The sequence below is a fragment of the Arcicella rosea genome (assembly GCF_040543805.1).
GTDB classification, from domain to species: Bacteria; Bacteroidota; Bacteroidia; order Cytophagales; family Spirosomataceae; genus Arcicella; species Arcicella rosea.
In genome coordinates, this window is sequence record NZ_JBEUMS010000005.1 from 56,618 (window position 1) to 79,742 (window position 23,125).

At 35.2% G+C, this 23,125-nt stretch carries 20 protein-coding genes; 11 read left to right on the forward strand and 9 right to left on the reverse strand.

Annotation, left to right across the window (positions count from 1 at the left end; genetic code table 11):
* Positions 1-265: 265 nt before the first annotated feature.
* The gene (locus ABID42_RS07950) at positions 266-778 is read left to right on the forward strand and encodes a RidA family protein (RefSeq protein ID WP_367283181.1); all 513 of its coding nucleotides are present in this window, start codon (positions 266-268) and stop codon (positions 776-778) included.
* A 110-nt stretch (positions 779-888) separates the two neighbouring features.
* On the opposite strand, the gene ABID42_RS07955 is transcribed toward ABID42_RS07950, so the two are convergent.
* The 7 genes from ABID42_RS07955 to kdpF form a co-directional block, all read right to left on the reverse strand.
* Positions 889-2,571, reverse strand: a complete 1,683-nt coding sequence (locus ABID42_RS07955; protein ID WP_367283182.1) for a sensor histidine kinase — start codon at positions 2,569-2,571, stop codon at positions 889-891.
* 92 nt (positions 2,572-2,663) lie between these two features.
* Entirely contained in the window at positions 2,664-3,776 is a 1,113-nt protein-coding gene (locus tag ABID42_RS07960) for a sensor protein KdpD (protein WP_367283183.1), read from the reverse strand.
* A 118-nt stretch (positions 3,777-3,894) separates the two neighbouring features.
* A complete protein-coding gene (locus tag ABID42_RS07965; protein ID WP_367283184.1) occupies positions 3,895-4,974 on the reverse strand; it encodes a porin in 1,080 nt (359 codons plus the stop codon).
* A 239-nt stretch (positions 4,975-5,213) separates the two neighbouring features.
* A complete protein-coding gene (locus ABID42_RS07970) occupies positions 5,214-5,786 on the reverse strand; it encodes a K(+)-transporting ATPase subunit C (RefSeq protein WP_367283185.1) in 573 nt (190 codons plus the stop codon).
* A gap of 129 nt (positions 5,787-5,915) precedes the next feature.
* Positions 5,916-7,961, reverse strand: coding sequence for a potassium-transporting ATPase subunit KdpB (gene kdpB, locus ABID42_RS07975; RefSeq protein ID WP_367283186.1), 2,046 nt, complete (start codon positions 7,959-7,961; stop codon positions 5,916-5,918).
* A 269-nt stretch (positions 7,962-8,230) separates the two neighbouring features.
* Positions 8,231-9,925, reverse strand: coding sequence for a potassium-transporting ATPase subunit KdpA (kdpA, locus tag ABID42_RS07980; protein WP_367283187.1), 1,695 nt, complete (start codon positions 9,923-9,925; stop codon positions 8,231-8,233).
* 3 nt (positions 9,926-9,928) lie between these two features.
* On the reverse strand, positions 9,929-10,009 hold the full coding sequence (gene kdpF, locus ABID42_RS07985; RefSeq protein WP_184135434.1) for a K(+)-transporting ATPase subunit F: 81 nt from the start codon (positions 10,007-10,009) through the stop codon (positions 9,929-9,931).
* A gap of 472 nt (positions 10,010-10,481) precedes the next feature.
* On the opposite strand from kdpF, the gene ABID42_RS07990 reads away from it, so the two are divergent.
* From ABID42_RS07990 to ABID42_RS08000, 3 genes are all read left to right on the forward strand, one after another.
* Complete coding sequence (locus ABID42_RS07990; RefSeq protein ID WP_367283188.1) at positions 10,482-11,291, forward strand: hypothetical protein; 810 nt, start codon at positions 10,482-10,484, stop codon at positions 11,289-11,291.
* A 440-nt stretch (positions 11,292-11,731) separates the two neighbouring features.
* Positions 11,732-12,301, forward strand: coding sequence for a Crp/Fnr family transcriptional regulator (locus ABID42_RS07995; protein WP_367283189.1), 570 nt, complete (start codon positions 11,732-11,734; stop codon positions 12,299-12,301).
* A gap of 75 nt (positions 12,302-12,376) precedes the next feature.
* Complete coding sequence (locus ABID42_RS08000; protein ID WP_367283190.1) at positions 12,377-13,114, forward strand: SDR family NAD(P)-dependent oxidoreductase; 738 nt, start codon at positions 12,377-12,379, stop codon at positions 13,112-13,114.
* A 48-nt stretch (positions 13,115-13,162) separates the two neighbouring features.
* On the opposite strand, the gene ABID42_RS08005 is transcribed toward ABID42_RS08000, so the two are convergent.
* A complete protein-coding gene (locus tag ABID42_RS08005; RefSeq protein WP_367283191.1) occupies positions 13,163-14,212 on the reverse strand; it encodes an acyltransferase family protein in 1,050 nt (349 codons plus the stop codon).
* A gap of 223 nt (positions 14,213-14,435) precedes the next feature.
* Positions 14,436-15,767, reverse strand: coding sequence for a sigma-54-dependent transcriptional regulator (locus ABID42_RS08010; RefSeq protein ID WP_367283192.1), 1,332 nt, complete (start codon positions 15,765-15,767; stop codon positions 14,436-14,438).
* A gap of 267 nt (positions 15,768-16,034) precedes the next feature.
* On the opposite strand from ABID42_RS08010, the gene ABID42_RS08015 reads away from it, so the two are divergent.
* From ABID42_RS08015 to ABID42_RS08045, 7 genes are all read left to right on the forward strand, one after another.
* On the forward strand, positions 16,035-18,158 hold the full coding sequence (locus ABID42_RS08015; protein ID WP_367283193.1) for an outer membrane protein assembly factor BamB family protein: 2,124 nt from the start codon (positions 16,035-16,037) through the stop codon (positions 18,156-18,158).
* Positions 18,159-18,340: 182 nt separating this feature from the next.
* Positions 18,341-19,009 carry an MCP four helix bundle domain-containing protein gene (locus tag ABID42_RS08020; protein WP_367283194.1) on the forward strand — a complete coding sequence of 223 codons (669 nt, stop codon included), beginning with the start codon at positions 18,341-18,343 and terminating at the stop codon, positions 19,007-19,009.
* Positions 19,010-19,159: 150 nt separating this feature from the next.
* Positions 19,160-19,549 carry a helix-turn-helix domain-containing protein gene (locus tag ABID42_RS08025; RefSeq protein WP_367283195.1) on the forward strand — a complete coding sequence of 130 codons (390 nt, stop codon included), beginning with the start codon at positions 19,160-19,162 and terminating at the stop codon, positions 19,547-19,549.
* A 96-nt stretch (positions 19,550-19,645) separates the two neighbouring features.
* Entirely contained in the window at positions 19,646-20,404 is a 759-nt protein-coding gene (locus ABID42_RS08030) for an SDR family NAD(P)-dependent oxidoreductase (protein ID WP_367283196.1), read from the forward strand.
* Positions 20,405-20,495: 91 nt separating this feature from the next.
* Positions 20,496-21,602, forward strand: coding sequence for a hypothetical protein (locus ABID42_RS08035; RefSeq protein ID WP_367283197.1), 1,107 nt, complete (start codon positions 20,496-20,498; stop codon positions 21,600-21,602).
* Positions 21,603-21,613: 11 nt separating this feature from the next.
* A complete protein-coding gene (locus ABID42_RS08040; RefSeq protein ID WP_367283198.1) occupies positions 21,614-22,228 on the forward strand; it encodes a hypothetical protein in 615 nt (204 codons plus the stop codon).
* Between the two features lie 3 nt (positions 22,229-22,231).
* On the forward strand, positions 22,232-23,095 hold the full coding sequence (locus ABID42_RS08045; protein WP_367283199.1) for a hypothetical protein: 864 nt from the start codon (positions 22,232-22,234) through the stop codon (positions 23,093-23,095).
* Positions 23,096-23,125: the final 30 nt, after the last annotated feature.

Genomic DNA, 23,125 nt, shown 5'->3' on the forward strand with positions numbered 1-23,125 from the left:
TTACCTCAGGAAAAGTAATTTTCTAAATACAAGTAATTGTCATTGAAGAAAGTTTGGAGAGAAAAATCATCTTGAAATGCTATCAAGATGAAGTAATAAACGAAGCTTTGTTAGCTAGTTTTTCCATTATTTCACACAAAAGTACCTTCTGAAGGTTGAAAATCAAAGAGAATAGGATGTAGCCTCTTCGCTCCTATTTGAATAATCCTTTTTTTAAACAATATTTGAGTAATCGAAAATCATCATCCTTACTAATTTATTCATCATGAAAAAACTTATCTTACTTTGCCTGTTATTTTTCTCTGTTAAAGTTCATGCTCAAACGCCTGAAGAGCAATTAACAAAATTAGGCATCACGCTTCCCACTGTGAGTCAGCCAGTGGCTAGTTATGTAAATGTAGTACGAACAGGAAATCTTTTATTCCTTTCAGGAAAAGGTCCTTTAAAGGCTGATGGACAATATATTAAAGGAAAATTAGGAAAAGATTTATCCATTGAAGAAGGTGCAAAAGCGGCTGAATTAGCGGCAATTCAACAATTAGCAGTACTAAAAGCCACTTTGGGAGATTTAAGCAAAGTAAAAAGAATTGTAAAAGTTTTGGGTTTCGTGAATAGCGATAGTGAGTTTTTTGACCATCCAAAAGTAATAAATGGCACTTCTAATTTAATGATTCAGGTTTTTGGCGAAAAAGGGAAACACGCACGTTCTGCGCTTGGTGTAAATGCTTTGCCCTTTAATATGGCAGTTGAAGTAGAAATGATTGTAGAAGTAGAATAGCCGAAAATATTTATCCTATAAATTAATTGAGCATATAAACCTATAAGGATTTGAATATAAAATCTCATTATTAGATATTTATATAAATCCTTATAGGTTTTTTTAAAAGCTTACCCTTTCAAAGAAAAGTAAAAAGTACTGCCTTTCCCGATTTCAGATTCTACCCAAATTTGTCCGTTCTGTGCTTCTATGAATTGACGAGCAATTGCCAAACCTAAGCCTGTTCCTTTTTGACTATCAGGCGTTTGGAAGTACTTATCGAATATTTTTTCTAAATATTCTTGTGCGATTCCTTTTCCAAAATCTTGTACAGAAAATACAACTGTTCCATTTTGACGAATAGCTGAAACAATAATTTTACTGTTTTCAGGACTGTAACGAATGGCGTTCGTCAATAAATTCACTAAAATCCATGCTGACTTTTCGGCATCAGCTTGTACTTGTGGAAGCTTGTCTGAAAGCTGAATTTCAATTTCTATATTTTGTTGTTGTGCTTGAAACTGTATAGCCGAAGTGGCGTATTCGATTATATTTTGCGGTGCTACGGCTTGTAAATTCAAACTGATTTTTCCACTTTCCACTTGGGTCAAATCCAACAATTCGCCCGTAATATTTAACAGTCGCTGACTGTCTGATTTGATATTTTCTAATAATTGACTTTGTTCTGGATTTAGAATGCCTACTTTTTCATTTTCTAATAATTTCAAACTCATTTTTATCGCTGAAATTGGCGTTTTTAATTCATGCGAAATCGTGGCGATAAAGTTGGTTTTGGCTTCATCTAATTCGTGGAAGCGAGTAATGTTTTTCAATAAAATTACTTTTCCTAAAACTTTCTCGTTACTTTCTACCGTTAAAGTTTCTTTAGTAAAATAGCTTTCACGTTCGTCAGCATAGATTTTAATTTCTTTATTTTGGTCTTTTTCATTCAAAAGTGTTCTCAGTAAATCGTTGTACAAAGCTACGTCTGGAGCGTATTTTCCAATCAAATCTTCTGATTTTACATTCAACATTTTAATCGCTACAATATTGACGAAGAGTATTTTATTCTTTTCGTCTAAACCAATTACGGCATCGTTTAGGTTATTGATAATGGCTTCAATTCTACTCTTTTCAAAAAGTATTTTTGCAAGATTCGAATGTTCGTATTCGTTCAATTTTTCCGCCATTGAATTAAATGCCGAAGCCAATTCACCGAATTCATCTTCCGAAGAAAAATGCAAGCGTTGTTCATAATTTTTATTGGTAATTGCCTGAATCCCTTTTGTCAGTTCTTTGATGGGGTTAGCAATGTAAGAGGGAAAATTGACGATAAAAGTAAAAGTCAGCAACATACAAACAATGGCAACCATCTTTAAATAATTGCTGGCATTTTCAGCGGTTTTCAAAGCCAAATCATTTTTACGAACAATGCCTTGTTGATTCAACTCTGCAATGTTGAACAAAGTTTGATTCAGTTTGGTAAAATGTGTTTCTGAACTATCTTTTTTAAATTCAAAATAGGCTTTTCGTAGATTTTGTGTAGCTTCAAGCTCGCCTACTTCCGTTACGTTGTGGGCTTGTTTATCCAACAAAACTTCAAAAGATTTATGCTTGACGGTATCTACAGACGACCAAGTATTGAGTATTTCTTCCATACCTTGCACATATTCCAAGGACTCAATATTATCTTTCAAGATTTTGCTGGAATCAGCCTGTAATTGATTCAGATAATACGTTCCCATTCCGCCCAACAAGACGATGACGGAAAAAAGGAAGAATAATCCCAGTTGAAGTTTTGCTTTGATTTTCATGGTAATTAGCTGTGAGTTGTGAGCAATGAGCTTTCAGCTTTTTTTGATTGCCTGCCAGTGAAATAATAGACAACCATTAATGAGTAATCTATTTAACTTAAAATCACAATATCAATATCCGAAGACGATAGTTTTTTTAGTAATTGATTAAATAAATTCGTTGCCAAGATAATTCTGAATAAACTAAAATGTGGTTTTCCGATACAAATTGTCGTGATTTCGTACTTTTCAGCGATTTCTACAATACTTTTTGCTACCGAATCACTTGGTATTCTGATGACTTCTGCTCCTAATTCTGTAGCTAATTTCAAATTATTAATCAAATGCCTTTGCGTTGCTAAATTGATTTTATCTCCCGATTCTGAAGGCGTTTGTACGTACAATACAAACCATTTTGAATCATAATGCGAAGCCAATCGAGCCGTTTTGCGAATGATATTTTTAGAAGTATTGGCATTAGAACTGATACAAGCCAAAAATCGTTCATGCGTAAATTTGCTACTGGCAACTTCGTTGAATACTTTTCTTTCTACTTGATGAGCTACTTCTTTCAAAGCTAATTCTCTCAATTGCAATAATTTAGCAGGTTGGAAAAAATTATTCAAGGCAGTTTCTACTTTCCTCAAATCGTAGATTTTACCTTCTTTGAGCCTTGTTATTAATTCATTAGCCGTTAAATCAATGTTTACCACTTCATCAGCTTGTTGCAAAACCCAGTCGGGTACTCTTTCGGCTACTTCTACATTGGTAATTTGTTTTACTTCGTCGTTTAGGCTTTCAAGGTGTTGAATATTGACAGCAGAAATCACATTAATGCCCGCATTCAGAATGTCCATGACATCCTGCCAACGCTTTTCGTTTTTAGAGCCTTCAATATTAGTATGAGCGAGTTCATCGACAATAGCAATTTCTGGACGTTGGTTGATGACAGCCTGAACGTCCATTTCTTCTAATTCTTTGCCTTTGTAAAAAAGTTTTCGGCGAGGAATCATAGGAATACCTTCCAACAAAGCATGAGTTTCGGCTCGGTTGTGGGTTTCGATATAAGCAATTTTTATATTGACATTGTTTCTAAGCAAAGTATGGGCTTCTTGCAACATCCTAAAAGTTTTACCCACGCCAGCACTCATACCAATGTAAATTTTAAACTTCCCTCTTTTGGAACTTTTAATTAAATCTAAAAAATATTGAGCCGAATGTTCCATGTTTTTTTAGCAATGAGTTATGAGCTGTGAGCTTTCAGCCTTGAGCTTTGAGCTATAAAATTGAGTACTTAACTTATTTAATAGTAAAGCTCAAAGCTCACTGCTCATAGCTCGTCACTCAAAGCTGAACAGCCATTGAAGTATTCAGTGAGAAATTATTGTTTACCGTTTTTCCTTCTTTACTGAAAATTGCGTCTTTACTTTCTAATAATTTCCCTTCCACTCTCCAAAGTAGATTGTCACTTACTTTATAGTCGATATTCAATGAATAACCTTTTGTTTGAAAGCCATTTGGCGTATTGCTGGCGATAATTACCCCATTTTTATCTTGATAATACTCCCACCGCACCGCTCCTGACCATTTTGTGTTTGCGGTATATTTTAAAATTGCCACAGGACTATACCAAGTATTGTATTCGGACGAAGCCACCGCTTTTTGTTCTAAACCATAATCAAACCCTGTAATCAAACCCAATGTTGAAGACAGTTGAAAAATACCATAAAGATTTGAAAAATAACGCTCTTGCTTTTGGCTACTTGGTTTATCATTTCCGATAAAAGTACTCCAATTGAGTGTTGTTTTTTCATTCGGTTTAAATTGTACTTGCGTTCCCAAAGCTAATGTTTGGTTCCCGTCTGGTCGTTTGATTCGCTGCCAACCGTTCAATACCAAACCCGAAATCGTCCAACGATTATCAGCATTGATATAAGTAATTTTCGCTCCAGACTCATAATAGGGTGAATTTTCCGCCAAAATACTTCTGGTGAGCGTCCAACAATCTTTTGAAATGGCACTTTCAAAACCAATATGAGAAGGCATAATACCAGCATCCAACCAAAGGTTTTGTTTATTTGAAAGTTTCATTCCTACATTCGCTTCAAAAACGTGTTGCATCAATGAAGGCTCGCTTGCCAAATTGTACTGGGCATAAGTACCAGCCATCAAAGCCAAATTAGCTCGTGTGTTTGCTGAAGTATAAGTGCCTTTAATAAAACCGAGATTGAGGTTAAACTCATTGTGTCGGTTATGATTATACATGAAACTCGGACGCTCGTGGTTGGCAGGTTGATTGAAATCATAGCCATAATAGGTTTCCAAATAGCCCGACCAAGTGATACTTGGTTTACTTTCAGTTTGTCCAAAAATACTTGTTTGAAAAAAGAACAAGGCAATGAAAGTAAAATAAATGGTTTTCATGAGATTGTGTGAGCTGTTAGCTTAGAGCTATGAGCCTTGAGCAACGAGCTGTAATAATTTATTCAAATTTCTGGGAATACTACTTACGACTCATGGCATGACTTCGAGCTTTGAGCTGCGAGCTATGAGCTATGAGCCATGAGCAACGAGTTGTAATAATTTATTCAAATTTTTGGGAATATTACTTCCTACTGATAGCATGACTTCGAGTCCTGCCATCAGTAAAAAAAGCTCATAGCTCACTGCTCAAGGCTCACAGCTTCCAAAGCAATATTCAATTTCAGTACATTTACTTTTTCTGTTCCGAACAAGCCTAAAAGTGGTTCTTCGGTTTGGGCATTCACTAAAGCGATTAATTTTTCTTTAGATAAATGTCTGATTGTAGCAATTCTGTCAACTTGTACCAAAGCAGCTTTTGGCGAAATGTGTGGGTCGAGTCCACTCCCAGAAGCAGTTACTAATTCAGAAGGAATTTCTGCTTTGGGTACTGTTGGGTTATGAACTAAAAATGTATCAATACGAGCTTGTACTTGAGCCAAATAATCAGGGTTGGTAGTTCCTTTGTTTGAACCACCAGAACCCGCAGCATTATAATTCACCACCGAAGGACGACCATTAAAATACTGGTCCTGGTCGAATTTCTGACCAATATTGGCTGCTCCAACAACTTTACCTTTGTATTCAACAAAAGTAACTTTTCCTTTATCAGGAGCAAGTTGAGCAAAGCCTAACACGATTAAAGGATACACAAAAGCAAATAGCAATACACACAATAAAGTGAGTTTAAGTGCTGGAAAAAATTGAGTTTTCATCTTCTTGTCTGTTATCGGTTAACCGTTAATTGTTATCTGTTAATAGTTAACCGTATATTACTTTAATAAACTTTCTTAATTTGGGAACTTTTTAGCTCAAAAAGAACTCCTTGATAACCGATAACCGATTTAGAAAAACATTCCCACCGCCAAATCAAGTACTTTAATTCCGATAAAAGGAATAATTACACCGCCGAGTCCGTAAATCAATAAGTTTCTTCTTAATAAAGCACTTGCTCCGATAGGCTTGTAGTCAACACCACGCAAAGCCAAAGGAATCAACGCTGGAATGATAAGAGCATTGAAAATCACAGCCGATAAAATAGCACTTTCGGGCGAATGCAAGTGCATAATATTTAGGCCTTGCAAACTTGGAATACTGGCAATAAATAAGGCTGGCACAATGGCAAAGTACTTAGCTACGTCGTTGGCGATAGAAAAAGTAGTGAGCGTACCACGAGTCATTAATAATTGTTTACCGATTTCTACAATCTCAATCAATTTCGTTGGGTCATTGTCCAAATCCACCATATTTCCCGCTTCTTTGGCGGCCACCGTTCCAGAGTTCATTGCTACACCCACATCCGACTGAGCCAAAGCTGGTGCATCGTTTGTACCATCGCCCATCATCGCTACCAATTTCCCACTGGCTTGTTCGGCTTTGATATAATTCATTTTATCTTCTGGCTTTGCCTCAGCGATAAAATCATCTACGCCTGCTTTTTCGGCAATATACTTGGCTGTCAGAGGATTATCTCCTGTTACCATTACCGTTTTAATGCCCATTTTTCTCAAACGTTCAAAACGTTCTTGAATACCTACTTTGATAATATCTTGCAATTCGATAACACCCAATACTTTTTCATTTTGAGTTACCACCAAAGGCGTACCACCATTGCTGGCAATAAATTTCACTTTGTCTGCAATTTCTGTTGGAAAAGTATTGCCTGCACTTTCAGCAAGGTTTTTCATCGAATCAAAAGCACCTTTACGAATACGAATACCATTCGCTAAATTCACACCTGACGAACGAGTTTCTGCCGTGAATTTTATCAGTTCAACATCATTTTGCAAAGTCGGAATTTTCAAACCATGACTAATGCCCAACTCGATGATTGACTTTCCTTCTGGAGTATCATCTGCTAAAGAACTTAGCACTACAGCATTCATAAATGTCTTGTTATCAGTGCCATTCGCAGCGTAAAAATTGGTCGCTTTTCGGTTTCCAATCGTAATTGTTCCCGTTTTATCCAACAACAACACATCTATATCTCCTGCTGTTTCTACGGCTTTTCCTGATTTAGTAATTACATTGGCACGCAAAGCTCTGTCCATCCCAGCAATCCCAATTGCAGATAATAAACCGCCAATTGTAGTAGGAATCAAGCAGACAAAAAGTGAGATAAAAGCGGCAATCGTAATCGGCGTATTGGCGTAATCTGCAAAAGGTTTTAGGGCTACGCAAACGATGATAAAAATTAAGGTAAAACCTGCCAAGAGTATCGTTAGAGCGATTTCATTCGGTGTTTTTTGGCGAGATGCACCTTCTACCAAAGCAATCATTTTATCTAAAAAACTCTCGCCCGGTTCGGTCGTAACGATTACTTTAATTTTATCAGAAAGTACTTTTGTACCACCCGTTACCGAAGATTTATCGCCACCCGACTCACGAATGACTGGAGCAGATTCGCCCGTAATCGCAGATTCATCAATCGTTGCTAAACCTTCAATAATTTCGCCATCAGTAGGGATTGTGTCGCCTGCTTCGCAGACAAATACATCTCCTTTACGGAGTTGGGCAGAATTTACAATTTGAATTTCGTTCAAATACATTTCACCTACTTGTTTGATAAGCTTTGCAGGCGTTTCTTCACGAGTTTTACGCAAAGAATCTGCTTGAGCTTTGCCTCGTGCTTCGGCGATGGCTTCAGCAAAATTGGCAAACAATAGCGTGAAAAATAAGATGATTAAAACTGTTAAATTATAAGCAAATGAACCTTGGTCTGTATGATTGATGCTATAAATCGTAACGAATAACATCACAAGCGTTCCTAATTCAACCGTGAACATCACTGGGTTTCGGAACATTATTTTTGGATTTAGTTTTACAAACGAAGCAGCGAAGGCTTCTTTCACTAAATCCGCTTGGAAAAGCGAAGTTGGTTGGGTTTTCATGAGAGTAAGCTTTAAGCTGTGAGCCTTGAGCTATCAGCTTTGAGTTTTGATATGAGTTATGAGCTTTGAGCAGTGAGTTATGAGCAATGAGCTTTGAGTGTTTATTTTTAAAAATCTTACGGCTAAAGCTTTAAACTTTTAGCCTTGAGCTATCAGCTTTAAGTTTTGATATGAGAAATGAGATGTAAGCTTTGAGCTGTGAGTTATGAGCTTTGGACTTTGAGTGTTTATTTCTAAAAATCTCACTGCTCACAGCTCGTAGCTTACAGCTATAAGCTGAAAAATTCCGCAATCGGCCCCAAGGTCAATGCTGGGAAGAATGATAAGGCTGCTACGATAAAAATTACGGCAAAAACCATCAAACCAAAAGTACCTGTGTCAGTTTTTAAAGTACCTGCACTTTCAGGAATGTACTTTTTATTGGCTAAAATTCCTGCAATGGCTACTGGCCCGATGATGGGTAAAAATCTGCTCAGTACCATCACGATACCGCAACTAATATTCCACCAAAGCGTATTGTCGCCCAAGCCTTCAAAGCCCGAACCGTTGTTGGCTGCCGAAGAAGTATATTCATACAACATTTCTGAAAATCCGTGAAAAGAAGGATTATTCAACCAACCAATCTCAGGATTTTTCACAAAAATGAAAGACGATAAAGCAGTAGCTCCCAAAATCATCAGCGGATGTAATAGAGCGATAATCGTTGCGATTTTCATTTCTCTTGCTTCGATTTTTTTACCCAAAAATTCAGGAGTACGCCCGACCATCAAGCCAGAAATAAATACTGCGATGATGATAAAAACATAGAAGTTCAAGAAGCCAACGCCTACTCCACCGTAAAGGGCGTTAATCATCATACCCAAGAGCGTAAACATTCCCGTCAGTGGTGTAAAGCTATCGTGCATGGCGTTTACAGAACCGTTTGAAGTAACCGTAGTGGATATACCCCAGTATGCAGAAGCGGCAGAACCAAAACGTACTTCTTTGCCTTCCATGCTACCAAGCTGTTGGGTAATTCCCATTCGCTCAATGGCGGTATTGCCATTCATTTCTAAATAAATAGAAGGTATCAAGAACAGGAGGAAACCTAAAGTCATTACGCCAAAAATGGTGTAGGCTAATTTTTTACCTTTCAGATAATAGCCCAAAGCAAAGACCATCGCTATCGGAATCAACAGGATACTGCCTACTTCTACGATATTGGTGAGGTAATTGGGGTTTTCAAGTGGGTGAGCAGAGTTTACGCCAAAGTAACCACCGCCATTTGTCCCGATTTGTTTAATGCCAATCATGGCTGCTGCTGGGCCACGAGAAACCTGTACGGTATCACCTTGCATTGAAATAAAAGAAGCTTTTCCTTCTACGTTCATGGGTGTTCCGTTGAACAAAGTAATCAAGGCAACGACTAATGAAAGCGGTAATAAAATACGAGTACAAGATTTCAAGAAGTAATTGTAAAAGTTACCTAATTTGTCGGTGGTGCGTTCTTTCATGGCATTAAAAACCATCGCACAAACCGCCATTCCTGCTCCTGCTGAGATAAATTGGAATAAAGTCAAACAGGCGATTTGTCCTAAGTACGACATGCCACTTTCGCCAGAGTAATGTTGCAAATTGGTATTCGATAAAAAGGAAATAGCAGTGTTAAAAGCCAAATCTGCCGACATCGAAGGGTTTCCGTCTGGATTCCACGGCAACCAAGCTTGGTTCATCAAAATAAACATTGCCCAGAAAAACCAGAGTAAATTAATGGTCAGTAGCGCCGTAAGATGTTGCTTCCAAGTCATTTCCTGTTTAGGATTGATGCCCGAAATTTGGAAGAAAAGTTTTTCGATAGGATTAAAAACAGCATCCAGAAAAGTAGCTTCTCCACCGAAAACTTTGGCGATATATTTCCCCAACGGAATAGCACAAACGACGGTGAGGATAAAGGTGAGGATTACTCCTAAAATTTCAGTATTCATTTTTTAGAATTTTTCAGGTTTTAACAAAACATAACACAAGTAGCCAAAAACGGCAATGGATAGAGCAAAGAGGGCTGTCATCATGGTTGTAAAAGAATCTTTCGATTCGTTGAAGGTTAAATGTTTTCAAAAAAATCAATGGCTTTAAAAAAGAAAGCAAAGCACAAAAGCCCAGCGAGTAAAAGAAGGATTGTTATCATCGTTTTAATTATTTGTTCGATGACCTTATGCCAAAATATAAGCCAAGAAAAAAGAAAAGATTGTTACTTGTTGAAAATCAATAGAATAGAGATTTAAACATATTTTGGGACAATAAAAAACCCTTCCATTTTGGAAGGGTTTTTGTCAGAATGGAAGGGAGGGATTTGGGATTTGTGGTTTCGGATTTGGGTTGTTTTTCAATAGCTCAGATGAAACCAGAATCTTAACCTACCTAAATTGTATAAGTTTTTAATATTATATTTTGGTGTTCTTAGTCTTTAATATGTTTTTAAGAAACAAAATGTAAATTTGAAAACTAATAATTATTAGATTATAAATTAGAGAAATAATGTTAATGACAGAAGAAGCAAAAAGTCAACTTCAAAATAATATTGAAAGAAGATTAAATGAGCTAACGAGTGATATTGATGATTTAAACAGACAATATTCCATATTAGAGACTTGTCGAAAATCTATTAATTGTACTGACGATGTTTACTTTGAAAATCTTCAAAACTTGTTAAACTTTCGACTAATAGTAGGAATAATTAATCTTGATTTATGTGCAGCTATATTGATTCATTTAAGAGCTAAATTTCAATATGAGTCCATTTATTCATCAAGACAGATCATCATAATAATATGTGAAGGCTATAAGAAACTCTACAACTTTATCATTGAAAAAGATAATGGTGATAAGGTAAGTAAATACCGCAATAACTCATTTTGGATTAAAGAAGTTGGAACGGTAGTTCATGAAATATTGCCTGAATACCAATCGCAATATGATTTAATAACGCAACAACTTGATAATTATCTAAGTGTAAACTTTGAAACCCTCAAAGTTCAAAGAGATTTATCTATTCACTATGATAAAGAACCTATTAAAGTTTATGAAATGCTATCTAACTTAGATATTGAGGAAACATTAAAAACAATGATTCCATTTTTAGCAATCTTAAATAGCATGTTTTCTTTTATTTTTGAAATAACTAAAGGGTTTGAACAAAAAACAAAATTAGAAATTAAGAATCAAGAACTAAGAATTTTAGAAATTATCAACTTAATTAATAAATTCAAAACTGAACAAAACGAAAAAATGATTGAAGATGCCGTTGAACAAATATTTTCATCAAAAAAAAATATCGACAATATCCAGTTTTAAAACTATTCACTCCTCTCTACTTGGCGTAGTTATTAAACTACTTCAAAAAGTACTGCAATATTACATTACAAAATGTAAAGCATTTTATTGGTTTTTCAAGTTGTGACTCACAAAATTTGAGCTTTAACTCACACAAACCGCATCACAACTCAATTTTCCCGAGTACCAATACAGAAAAAGAGAGTCGCTATTCAGAAATGTTGATTTACAAGGCTGGATTTGTGTCTGCTGATACAGTTTCTGTGAGCTGGTACTCACAAAAACTGAATGCTTACTCTCAGAAATGGAGCTACAATACAGAATTTGTGAGTTAAAGCTCGCTTTTTCTGTATTAAAGCTCTTTAATGATGAGAATATACACTCCTGACTATTTTAAAGACTAAACGCATTTTTTGCCAAATGACAAATCCCGAAAAGATAACTTTGACTAACTTGCTACAATGAAAGAACTGATAGCATATATATTACGGTTTGGGAATTTAAACCCACAACAAATTGACTTCATTGCCTCGAAAGCCAAAGAAATAGTGATTCATAAAGACGAATATTTTTCAGAAGCAGGTAAAACTTCTCGCCAAGTCGGCTTTGTTTTAGAGGGCATTGTCCGAGTGTGTTATTACAACAATAAAGGCGAAGAAATTACCAAATACTTCATTGAAGAAAACAATCTTGTGGTGGATTTGGAGAGTTTTGACAATGAAATCCCATCAACAGCTTATGTACAAGCCATTACTGATTGCAAATTGATTATTTTTTCAAAAAAAGATTGGCAAGAATTACTCAACACCATTGTTGGTTGGGATGCCATTGTACATAAAATTATTTCAAAAGCGTTAATGCAAAAAGTAGAAAGAAGAAGCCCTTTGGTTTCAGAAGATGCTACAACTCGCTACTTGAAGTTTATAGAAATATATCCAACTGTGGTTAACCGTATTCCGCTTTCTTACATCGCTTCTTATTTAGGCATTACGCAATCGTCATTGAGCAGAATTAGAAAAAACATTCGCTAAAACGCTTTTTGCCAAATGGCAAATGATTTCATTTTTAAACGAGGCAACTTGCATCATCAATTTAAAAACAAGAAAATGAAATCAGTATTAATTACAGGAGCCAACAGAAGTATTGGTTTAGAAACAGCAAAACAACTTTCACAAAAAGGATTATTCGTTTATTTAGGTACTCGTGACCTCGCAAAAGGAGACGCTATCGTAACAGCATTAAATGAAGATGGATTTCAAAACATCAAAGCGATTGCAATTGATGTTACTAATCTTGATTCAATTTTAGCGGCTAAAAGTAGTATCGAAAACGAGCAAGGCAAATTAGACATTTTGATAAATAATGCAGGAATAAGCGGAGATTTTCCTCAAAATGCTTCAGATACTTCTATTGATGATATTCAAAAAGTATTTGACACCAATTTTTTTGGAGTTATCAGAGTAACACAAATATTTTTAGAACTGCTCAAAAAATCTGAAAGTCCACGAATCAGCAATATTACTTCTGGGCTGGGTTCATTGACATTGCATAGCGACCCGAATTGGAAATATTATCCCTTTAAATCGGCAAGTTATGGAACATCAAAAACTGCTTTAAACGCTTTTACTGTGGTATTGGCTTATGAACTAAAAGATTTGCCATTCAAAGTAAATGCGATTGACCCAGGTTATACGGCAACCGATTTTAACCACTATAGTGGCCCAGGAACAATAGAAAGTGCGGCTACTTTTATCGTTAAACATACACTAACGGACGAGAATGCTCCGACAGGGCAGTTTTTCAGTAATGATATTGAGGATGAAACGGGAGTAAGTCCTTGGTAAAACCTATTTTTTTCATTAGGGCGATACTTAAGCCCTAATGAAAAAAAGTCACTTTTTTGCTCTCAAATACTTTCTGATAGGTTTGTCCACAAATTGCATCATCACGATTGCAAAAAGTACTAAGCCACAAGTTCCGAGTACAATTACCCAAGTAATTTGATTGATGTCTGGCTTAAAATGAGCTAAATAACTAGCAAAAATCCATATAAAAGCATAGTGGGTCATGTAAAGTGGGTAAGAAAGTTCTCCTGCAAACTGACAAAACTTTTGTGTAAAAGACGATAACTTCGTTCCTGCTCCTAAGGCAATCAATAGTGGGAAATAAAAGGCTACTATTAAAAATTCTATTAGCCAATTATTGGCAAAAACGGGTATCATCAAAGCCGCTAATATCATCAGTGTTAAACCGATAAACCCTAATTTATTCTGAATAATCCATTTACTTCTATTGACTAATAATCCTGCTAAAAAGGAATATGCCAAGCGTACTCCACCGTCCCAAAAATTGTTTTTACTCCAGCCCCCCATCAAATTTCCAGCACGATAACTGACTATTCCAAGGGCTATTGCGGTCAAAATAACAAGAATACTTAATAAACGACGGCTGATTTTATGCAGGAAAAAGGCGTACAAAATATTGGCAACATATTCCCAGAATAGCGACCAAGCAGGAGCATTAAAGCCAAATAAATTAAAGTAACGGTCTTCCATCAACGGAAGTGGAATTATCAACATTGAACCACCAGCTAACAATACAATATTGACCCAAGTATAATTAGAAGCAACACTTGACCAAGGACTCCAAAGAAAACCGATAACACCCAGCAAAGTTCCTATCACGACCAAAGGATGTAAACGAATTAATCGAGTTTTGAAGAAAGCTAAGGTTCCCATCTGCTTTATTCTATCATCATAAGCATAAGCGATAACAAATCCTGAAAGGCAAAAGAAAAAATCTACAGCTAAAAAGCCATGACCAATAAAGTTTTTACTATAATCGGGATATACACATTCTGTAAAATGAAATATTACTACGCACAAAGCGGCAACGCCTCTTAATCCATCTAATATTTCAAAATGGGGTTTGTTTTTTATCATTGTTTGTTGACTTAGCCTTTAAAAGAGATTATCGGAAATATATTACTCTAATCTCTTCTATTGTTACCTCTAAATTAATTCAAGACGCAATATAAGCCCAAGTTTCACTTTACTGTGTAGGTTTCTATAAGCTTTAAAGCTTGTTTGATTTTTCTGTTGTCGAGTTGGAAATTCTACAAACTATATTGATTGTATTTACAGTAAGTTGGGTTTCCAACCCGACCTAACCAATCCCATATTCCTCAATCTTACGATAAAGCGTTGTCAAACCAATATTCAAAAGTCTAGCGGTTTCGGTTTTGTTGCCTTTGGTGTGTTGAAGTACTTTTTGGATGTGTTGCTTTTCGATGCTTTGTAAATCGAAGGAATTAAGGGTTTTAGAAGATAAATTTTCAGCAGGAAATTGAATCGCAATCGGTAAGCTTTCTACGGTTAAATGTCCGTTTTCATTGAGAATAATGGTTCGTTCAATCACATTTCGGAGCTCACGAATGTTGCCTTGCCAATCGTAATTACTGAGTTTTTCCAGAAAATCTTCTTGTAAATCAGCTATCGTAATGTTGAATTTTTTAGCAAAATCTTTGGCAAAAAAACGAGCGAGTACTTCAATATCAGTCTTGCGTTCACGCAAAGGCGGTAAAGCTATTTGAAAAACTGAAAGTCTATAAAATAAATCCGAGCGGAAATGTCCTTCGTTGGCTTCTTTGCTTAAATCACGATTTGTTGCCGAAATAATCCGTACATCTACTTTTATCAATTTTGTATCGCCAACTTTGATAAATGTTCCTGTCTCTAATACTCTTAATAATTTAGCTTGTAAATCCAGCGACATTTCTCCTATTTCATCCAAGAAAATCGTTCCGCCGTCTGCTTCTTCAAACAAACCTTTTTTATCTTTGGTCGCCCCAGTAAAAGCACCCACTTTGTGTCCGAACAATTCCGATTCCAGAATTTCTCTTGAAAAAGTAGCACAATTTACTGCTACAAAGTTTTGAGAAGCCCTTTTACTTTCTTGATGAATGGCGTTGGCAAACACTTCTTTTCCAGTTCCCGTTTCGCCTGTTAGCAGAACGGTGGTGTCGGTTTTAGCTACTTTTTGGGCTAAACTGATTACTTCTTTAATCTGCTTAGATTTCCCTAAAACCTTTTCAAAACCTTGGTTTTTAGGCTGAACGCTTTGCGACTGATTTTGCACTTTATCCATCGCTAAACTTAGCATTGGCAATATTTTTTCATTGTCGTCGCCTTTTACCAAATAATCAAAAGCTCCATTTTTCATGGCTTTGATGCCGTCTTGGATTGTTCCATAGGCGGTCATTACAATAATCTCAAGACTTGGGAATTTCTCTTTGAACTTTTGGGTAAAGTCCACACCATTGCCGTCGGGCAGTTTTACATCAGAAAGTACTACTTGAATCGCTTGATTTTCAAGAATTTTCCATGCAGATTTTAAGTCGCCAACTTCCCAAACCGTATAATCTTCCAACTCAATAATTCGCTTGAGTAATCCTCTTAATTGTTTTTCATCATCAATAATCAGTACTGTTCCTTTCATCTTGAATTAATTTCTACAGCCATGTAGGCTTTATCTTCGGCTAAATTAGTAGATGTTTTAAGAATTATTGCATTTCAACTCATCATCTTCCCTTTGACAAATTTCAATACCATGCCTTATCTGGTTTTAAGACAGCAATTCAGTATTTCAATTATTAATAAAGTAATGAAATATGTAAATTTGACAAGAAATGAGTTTCTCATTCAAATAAAAAAGCTTGAATTCAGCTTATCAAGAAATTACTGAGTACAACAGATTTAAAAAATTATGCAAAAAATCTACTTATCCTTGGCATTTTTGGCAACTGCCTTATTAACTGCTGCTTATTTGCCTAAGCAGGATAATACTTCCAATGAAAATACTGGTTGGACAGAATATTTGGGAGGACCCGAACGGAATCATTACTCTAGCCTCACACAAATCAACAAGACCAATCTTAATCAATTAAAAGTTGCTTGGGAATACCATACATTGGATTCTGGACAAGTTCAGTGCAATCCGATTATCGTAAATGGAATACTTTATGCAGTAACAGCAACGAATAAACTTTTTGCGTTGGATGCTGCCACAGGCAAAGAATTATGGACATTTACCAATACTGGAAGCACCGCTTTAAATACTAATCGTGGCGTTACTTATTGGGAAAGTAAGGATAAAAACGATGCCGATGTTCCAAGAATCATCTTTGCACTAGGTTCTTTTTTATATGCTGTTGATGCTAAAACAGGAGAGAAAATCAACACCTTTGGCGACAATGGCAAAGTAAGTTTGAAAGAAGGTTTAGGCAGTACTGCCGTCAATAAATTTGTGATTTCAAATACGCCTGGCACATTGTATGAAGATAATATTATCATGCCTTTGCGCCTTTCGGAAGGAGCAGATGCTGCTTTGGGAAATGTTCAGGCATTTAATGTTCGTACAGGAAAACTCTCTTGGGTTTTTCATACGATTCCACATCCAAACGAATTTGGTTATAATACTTGGCCAAAGAATACTTATAAAAATACTGAAATTGGCGGAGCAAATAATTGGTCGGGCATGGCTATCGACCGTAAAAGAGGAATTTTATTTGTGCCAACAGGTTCGGCAGCTTCTGATTTTTATGGAGGAAATCGTAAAGGACAAAACCTTTTTGCCAACTGTTTAATTGCATTGGATGCAAAAACAGGGAAAAGACTTTGGCATTTTCAGTTCGTTCATCATGATATTTGGGATAAAGACTTACCAGCGCCTCCGAACTTGGTGACAATTAAACGCAATGGAAAAAGCATTGATGCAGTAGCACAAGTAACCAAAACAGGACACGTTTTTGTGTTTGATAGAGTAACGGGAAAACCTTTATTTCCTATCAAAGAAACCCCTTTTCCAAAATCAAGTATTCCAGAAGAAAGTGCTTGGGCAACACAGCCAATTCCAAGTTTGCCTGCTCCTTTTGCTCGACAAACTATTACTGAAGCAGACGTAAATCCATATTCTGATGAGAAAGAAACATTACTTAAAACCATCAAAACAACTCAAAAAGGAGTATTTCAGCCACTTGGTTTAAAAGAAACCTTGGTATATCCGGGTGCAGACGGCGGTGCAGAATGGGGTGGTGCAGCGGTTGACCCAGATGGAATTATGTATGTAAATGCCAACGAAATGGCTTGGCTATTTAGCTTAAAACCAACGCCAAAAGCGGATGAATTAGCCCATTTAAGCAAAGGACAAAAACTTTATGCAAGTACTTGTATGGTTTGTCATGGCAAAGACCTCAAGGGGAATCCTAGCAGTGGCTATCCGTCTTTAGTGAATATTTCTGACAGAAAAGACCGTGAGTATGTTTCAAAAGTTGTTGCTTCAGGTAAAGGAATGATGCCCGGATTTGGACATTTATCAAATACAGACCGACAAGCGCTAGTTTCATTTTTATTTGGTGATGAAAAAGTAGAAGCAAGTGCTGAAAGTACTAAAGGGAAAACACCTTTTATTCCCTATCAATTTAATGGTTATCATAAATTCATCGATTCAAAAGGTTATCCCGGTATTCGTCCGCCTTGGGGAACACTTACTGCCATCGACTTAAACACAGGTAAACATCTTTGGCAAAAACCATTTGGCGAATATCCAGAATTGAAAGCGAAAGGTATTCCAACAACGGGTTCAGAAAACTATGGCGGACCTGTGGTTACAGCTAGTGGTTTACTTTTTATTGCTGCAACGAAGGATGGAATGTTTAGAATTTTTGACAAGAAAACTGGGGAAATTCTCTGGGAAACAAAATTACCAGCAGCAGGTTTTGCCACACCAAGTACTTATTTATTGAACGGAAAACAATACATCGTTATCGCCTGTGGTGGTACTAAATTAGGAACAAAAAAAGGAGACAGTTACATAGCTTTTTCTTTGTAAATACTTCGATAAGTTTTTTAGATAAACAGCGACAAAATGAATTAATCTTAATGTCATTTTATCGCTGTTTTTTATAGTCCCTTACAAATCACAAAATAATAGTACAAGTAATTCATTTTATTTTTATATAAATATTACATTTACATTAGTTGTATTTTTTATATCTAAATGAAAATCTGCTCATGAAATGGACTTATAGCATAGCGCAAAAGTTAAAAATTGCAAGCATATTGGGTGTAATTTTTATTCTACTATTTGTTAAGAATGTATCCGATAAAAACAGTTTTATCGCTTTGGGTGATACTTTTTCTAACGTTTATGAAGACAGATTACTTGCAGAAAGTTACATTTATGAATTTTCAGATCATCTTTCTCGTAAAAAATTATTGATTGACGATAGTAAAGATATTGAAGCTTTAAAACTTCATAATAATGCTATTAAAGAACATCATACTAGTATCCAACAACTACTTGTAGCTTTTGGAAAAACGCAACTCACACCGACAGAAGAAGTATTGTTTCGGGATTTAAAGAAAAAAATCCAGCAAGGCATATTACTTGAGAAGCAATATATTACAGCAATGGAAACAGGAGTTTCTACTGAACAAAGCAAAAGGCTTTTAGATGAATCTTTTTATGCAACACTTAGCAATTTGAATCATTTATCTCATATTCAAATTACTGAAGGGCAAAGGCTAAATCAAGCTTCTCAGAAAATTGTGTTTGGTTCAGCATCTCAAAGTCAATTTGAGCTTTCACTTTTAATGGTGTTGGGCATCGTTATTTTAGTGTTGATTGTTTCTTCAAAATCTGCTATTTCTAAAATAGCACAAAATTCATCGCTGAACTGAACCCTAAGTAAAGCTTCTCAAATATAAATCCAATCTTTAGCTAATGTTTAAAAGGTTAAAGATTGGATTTGTTTTGAAGTATTTTTTCTAAACTTATCTCTGAAGATTAATGTTAGCTTTTTGTATCAAGCCCATTTTACATTATCATCAATGAAAAATATTCCTGCTAAAGTTTTTGCTCGACAATACGAAATAAGAGACGAGTTTCTAAAAGAAATCGACAAGCATTTATTGGATTTAACCGAAGGAAGAACCCAAGAAATGTTTGAAATTAGAGATTTCGCATCAATTATGAATATCCATCCAACACATTTAAGTAATACAATTAAAGAGACGACCAATAAATCCCCTTGTTATTTCTTTGAAGAAAAAATACTTGATATTGCCAAAGGCATGCTTGCTAAAAACGAAATGTCAATTGGAGCAATCGCTACTTTACTTACTTATGACCCTTCCAATTTTACCAAATTCTTTAAAGCATACACCAAGCTTACGCCCAAGCAATATCGTGAACAATGTTTGCTAGAGCAATTTGTATAAAATACTGAAGTACTCACCATTTTCCCTGAAACTGTCACCATAAAAAAGCTATAGGCTAAAGTTAATTTTGTTGCATTAATTAAAACAAACAGAAAGATGCCAAACAAAATAGCTTTAGTAACAGGCGGTAGCCGTGGATTAGGGAAAAATATGGCTTTAAGCCTTGCCCAAAAAGGGAATAATGTCATCATAACTTATCAGTCTCAAAAAGAAGAAGCTGAAAAAGTAATAGAGGAAATCCAACAATTAGGACAACAAGCTGTCGCTTTACAATTGGACGTAGCTAACTCAAAGACATTCGATAGTTTTATCGAGAGTTTGAAAAGTGCTTTATCTGAAACTTTTAAGGCTGACGAAATAGATTTCCTTATTAATAATGCGGGCATCGGTACTCATGCTTCATTTGCAGAAACGACAGAAGAACAACTTGATACTTTGTATTCAATTCATTTTAAAGGAGCTTTTTTATTGACACAAAAAGCCTTGTCAATTTTAGCCAATGGTGGTGGAATTATTAATATTTCGACAGGTTTAGCTAGATTCTCCTTTCCGGGTTATGCTGCTTATGCTTCGATGAAAGGGGCAATCGAAACCCTAACGAAATATCAAGCCAAAGAATTAGGACAAAGAGGAATTAGAGTAAACGTTGTTGCTCCAGGCGCTATAGAAACAGATTTCGGAGGTGGAACTGTACGAGACAATGCACAAGTAAATGCTCATATTGCTTCTCAAACAGCCTTAGGAAGAGTAGGCTTGCCAGACGATATTGGCGGTGTCATTGCCTTTTTATGTAGTGAAGAAGCTCGTTGGATTAATGCCCAACGCATAGAAATTTCTGGCGGGATGATGTTGTAGGAATATTTAAACCTTTGATTTACAAAATTGATATGTGTTTCTATTATGAGGACAGAAAAGTTTTTACTTTTTAAGACTTTATAATAGAAACATGTTAAAAAAAAATAAGGGATTGCTTATCATTTTGGTGTTAATTTGTTATCAAGGTGCTACACAAAGCATAAGAACAATCTTGGTAGCTGATTCAAAACATCCTGATTTAGCCAAAACTTATGAACGAAACCTCTTCATGATGGATTCTGTTTTTAGAGAAATTGCTAAAAATATACATTATGATTATTTACCTATCGCTGTCCACTCTCATGATTTTACTGAAAAAGATTTAGATCGTGAGATACTCCATTTGCCAATTAATACTGACGACATCATTGTACTTTATTATACAGGACGAGGTATTTCTTCATCACAACCCACAGATTTATTCCCTAATATTCTGATTAGAGACAAATATTTATCCATTGAAAATATTCATCAAAAATTAAGCAATAAAGGTGTAAAACTCAATATTAGCCTAGTAGATTGTAATAATCAACTCACTCCACGACAAACTTTAATAATTGAGAAGCCTTTAGTTACTCGTTCTATTTTTGTTGAAAATGATATTTTAAGAAAATTATTCAAAGAAAGTTCTGGTAACATCCTTATTTCAAGTTCAAAGAAAAACGAAAAAGCATTCAGTAGTGCTCATAACGGCACTTATTATACCATTGCATGGTTAGAAGCACTTTCACAAGCTGAAAATAATAATATTCACATTACTTGGGACTCTCTTTTGAAAGATGCTGAATTAAGACTTCAAGAAAAATTAGCTCAAGATAATAAAGCCAATCTACAGCATTCACAATGGAAAATTACTGCTGATATAAAAGAGCCTATTACTCCGACTCCTCATACACCAACAGTAAGTTTTAACGATACCAATTTGTTCCTCAATACGTTGGCTGATGAAAAATTAAAATATGAGAAAAGAGAAAAATTGATGGTAACTCAAATGAAGAAACTTTTCAATGTTGATGCAGAGGCAAATGAATACATCAATGTGATTGAAAACAATATGAGTGCTATCCCTATTGAAGACTTTTTGAATAAAATTCTTATTAATGCCAATCTTATTAAACAAATAAACGTAGTTGAAAATCTATCCACTTTTAGTCAGGATGGTCGATACCAAATCATTACAATTCAGGAAATTAGATAAATTACGCTATTATGAAAAATATCATTTATTGCTTTATATTCTGGTGTATTCATAGTTTGTTTTTCACAGTAAAAACATTTGCTCAACACTCCGACCCTAGTCCTGAACAGCTCTCAGAATTCAAAGAACTTACCTTAAGGAGAGTCAATGATTTAACCAATTATATTAAACAGATTGGTGATAAATCTTTACCTGAGCGACCTAGATTAAAATCCATTCAATTGGCAATGAGTCTTTTTGATACTGTTTATTATAATGCTAATGGCAAAAAAATTACCAGAATGCCAACAGTACAAGTATCAAGAAAAGATGGCAGTGTTGAAAATATTCCTATCCGCCAATATTTTAATAATCTTTTTAAATTGCCTCATTTTCCAAAAATAGAAATTAGTTCTTACGACGTATCGTATTGCTCCGACTTTGAAAAAGGTATGGATGGGAACTATCACGCCACAGCATTTTATTATCAAAGTTTTAAAGGTTATGATCAAAAGGGGAAAGTATCTTATGAAAGTAAAGACAGAAAAGCCATAGAAGTAACCGAAAAACCTAATGCAAAAGGGAAATTCACGATTTCATTTGGGAATATTAGTGTGATAGAAACAACAGCTTTGAGCCCAAATTGACAAATGAAAAGAATACTTATTTTTATTTTTTGGGGAATAATTCATAATTCTTTAGCCCAAAATTCAGAGACCAAACTTATCCCAGATAGCATTAGTACTGTTGTTTTCACTAAGCAACCTGTAGCGTCTTTTATGCTATGGCAGGTTAAAAGTGTTAATGAATTTATTCATCGTTTTAACTATGAAGTATTTATTGATGGCGAGAAAATGAACGATTCTTTACAAATTCTTTATCCAAGAAGTCAATATATCTTGAAACTATTTAATGAAGATGATGAACGTTTAAAAATGACAGAAAAAACACAACTTTATTTTATAAAAGTTAATCAATTCATAGCGATGATATGCGAAGAAGACATTAAAATCGACAAACAAGCGAAGTTGTCTGCCAATGTAAAATTGGAAGCATTGTATAAAGAAAAGAGTGTCATTTTAGACATTCTTTTACAAAAGCAATATTTAAAAAAAGAGGGATCAGCTAGATGGCAAATAACGAATATCAGTTTACCCAAAGAAATAATTGAAGAGTATCAGCATCTCATAGAAAGAAAAGATATTACAACAACAGATTCAACGTATAGAGAAGAAGGTTTAAGTCCTAATGCACAGGATATAGCTTTTTCTCCTTTGGTAAACGCATTTAATCAAGGAAAAGGTATTGTTTCTCTTTGCAATCAAACAATCTTGAAACACCAAGAAATATTCATTCTTGAAAAAATTTTACGACTAAGCTTGCTAAAAGTAAAAGGTACGAAAGACATCTCATTCAAAATTAGTGTTCACAAAAATTATCAAATAGAAATAAGAGAATTTATGAGAGAAAAAGAAAATTCTGGTTGGCTAATTACAGATTTAAAACTGAATTAAATAAAAAGTTTTTTGATGTAACTTTTCTTC

Coding starts and splice junctions, on each gene's coding strand:
- ABID42_RS07950 (WP_367283181.1), top strand. CDS start 266: ATGAAAAAACTTATCTTACTTTGCCTGTTATTTTTCTCTGTTAAAGTT.
- ABID42_RS07955 (WP_367283182.1), bottom strand. CDS start 2,571: ATGAAAATCAAAGCAAAACTTCAACTGGGATTATTCTTCCTTTTTTCC.
- ABID42_RS07960 (WP_367283183.1), bottom strand. CDS start 3,776: ATGGAACATTCGGCTCAATATTTTTTAGATTTAATTAAAAGTTCCAAA.
- ABID42_RS07965 (WP_367283184.1), bottom strand. CDS start 4,974: ATGAAAACCATTTATTTTACTTTCATTGCCTTGTTCTTTTTTCAAACA.
- ABID42_RS07970 (WP_367283185.1), bottom strand. CDS start 5,786: ATGAAAACTCAATTTTTTCCAGCACTTAAACTCACTTTATTGTGTGTA.
- kdpB (WP_367283186.1), bottom strand. CDS start 7,961: ATGAAAACCCAACCAACTTCGCTTTTCCAAGCGGATTTAGTGAAAGAA.
- kdpA (WP_367283187.1), bottom strand. CDS start 9,925: ATGAATACTGAAATTTTAGGAGTAATCCTCACCTTTATCCTCACCGTC.
- kdpF (WP_184135434.1), bottom strand. CDS start 10,009: ATGATGACAGCCCTCTTTGCTCTATCCATTGCCGTTTTTGGCTACTTG.
- ABID42_RS07990 (WP_367283188.1), top strand. CDS start 10,482: ATGACAGAAGAAGCAAAAAGTCAACTTCAAAATAATATTGAAAGAAGA.
- ABID42_RS07995 (WP_367283189.1), top strand. CDS start 11,732: ATGAAAGAACTGATAGCATATATATTACGGTTTGGGAATTTAAACCCA.
- ABID42_RS08000 (WP_367283190.1), top strand. CDS start 12,377: ATGAAATCAGTATTAATTACAGGAGCCAACAGAAGTATTGGTTTAGAA.
- ABID42_RS08005 (WP_367283191.1), bottom strand. CDS start 14,212: ATGATAAAAAACAAACCCCATTTTGAAATATTAGATGGATTAAGAGGC.
- ABID42_RS08010 (WP_367283192.1), bottom strand. CDS start 15,767: ATGAAAGGAACAGTACTGATTATTGATGATGAAAAACAATTAAGAGGA.
- ABID42_RS08015 (WP_367283193.1), top strand. CDS start 16,035: ATGCAAAAAATCTACTTATCCTTGGCATTTTTGGCAACTGCCTTATTA.
- ABID42_RS08020 (WP_367283194.1), top strand. CDS start 18,341: ATGAAATGGACTTATAGCATAGCGCAAAAGTTAAAAATTGCAAGCATA.
- ABID42_RS08025 (WP_367283195.1), top strand. CDS start 19,160: ATGAAAAATATTCCTGCTAAAGTTTTTGCTCGACAATACGAAATAAGA.
- ABID42_RS08030 (WP_367283196.1), top strand. CDS start 19,646: ATGCCAAACAAAATAGCTTTAGTAACAGGCGGTAGCCGTGGATTAGGG.
- ABID42_RS08035 (WP_367283197.1), top strand. CDS start 20,496: ATGTTAAAAAAAAATAAGGGATTGCTTATCATTTTGGTGTTAATTTGT.
- ABID42_RS08040 (WP_367283198.1), top strand. CDS start 21,614: ATGAAAAATATCATTTATTGCTTTATATTCTGGTGTATTCATAGTTTG.
- ABID42_RS08045 (WP_367283199.1), top strand. CDS start 22,232: ATGAAAAGAATACTTATTTTTATTTTTTGGGGAATAATTCATAATTCT.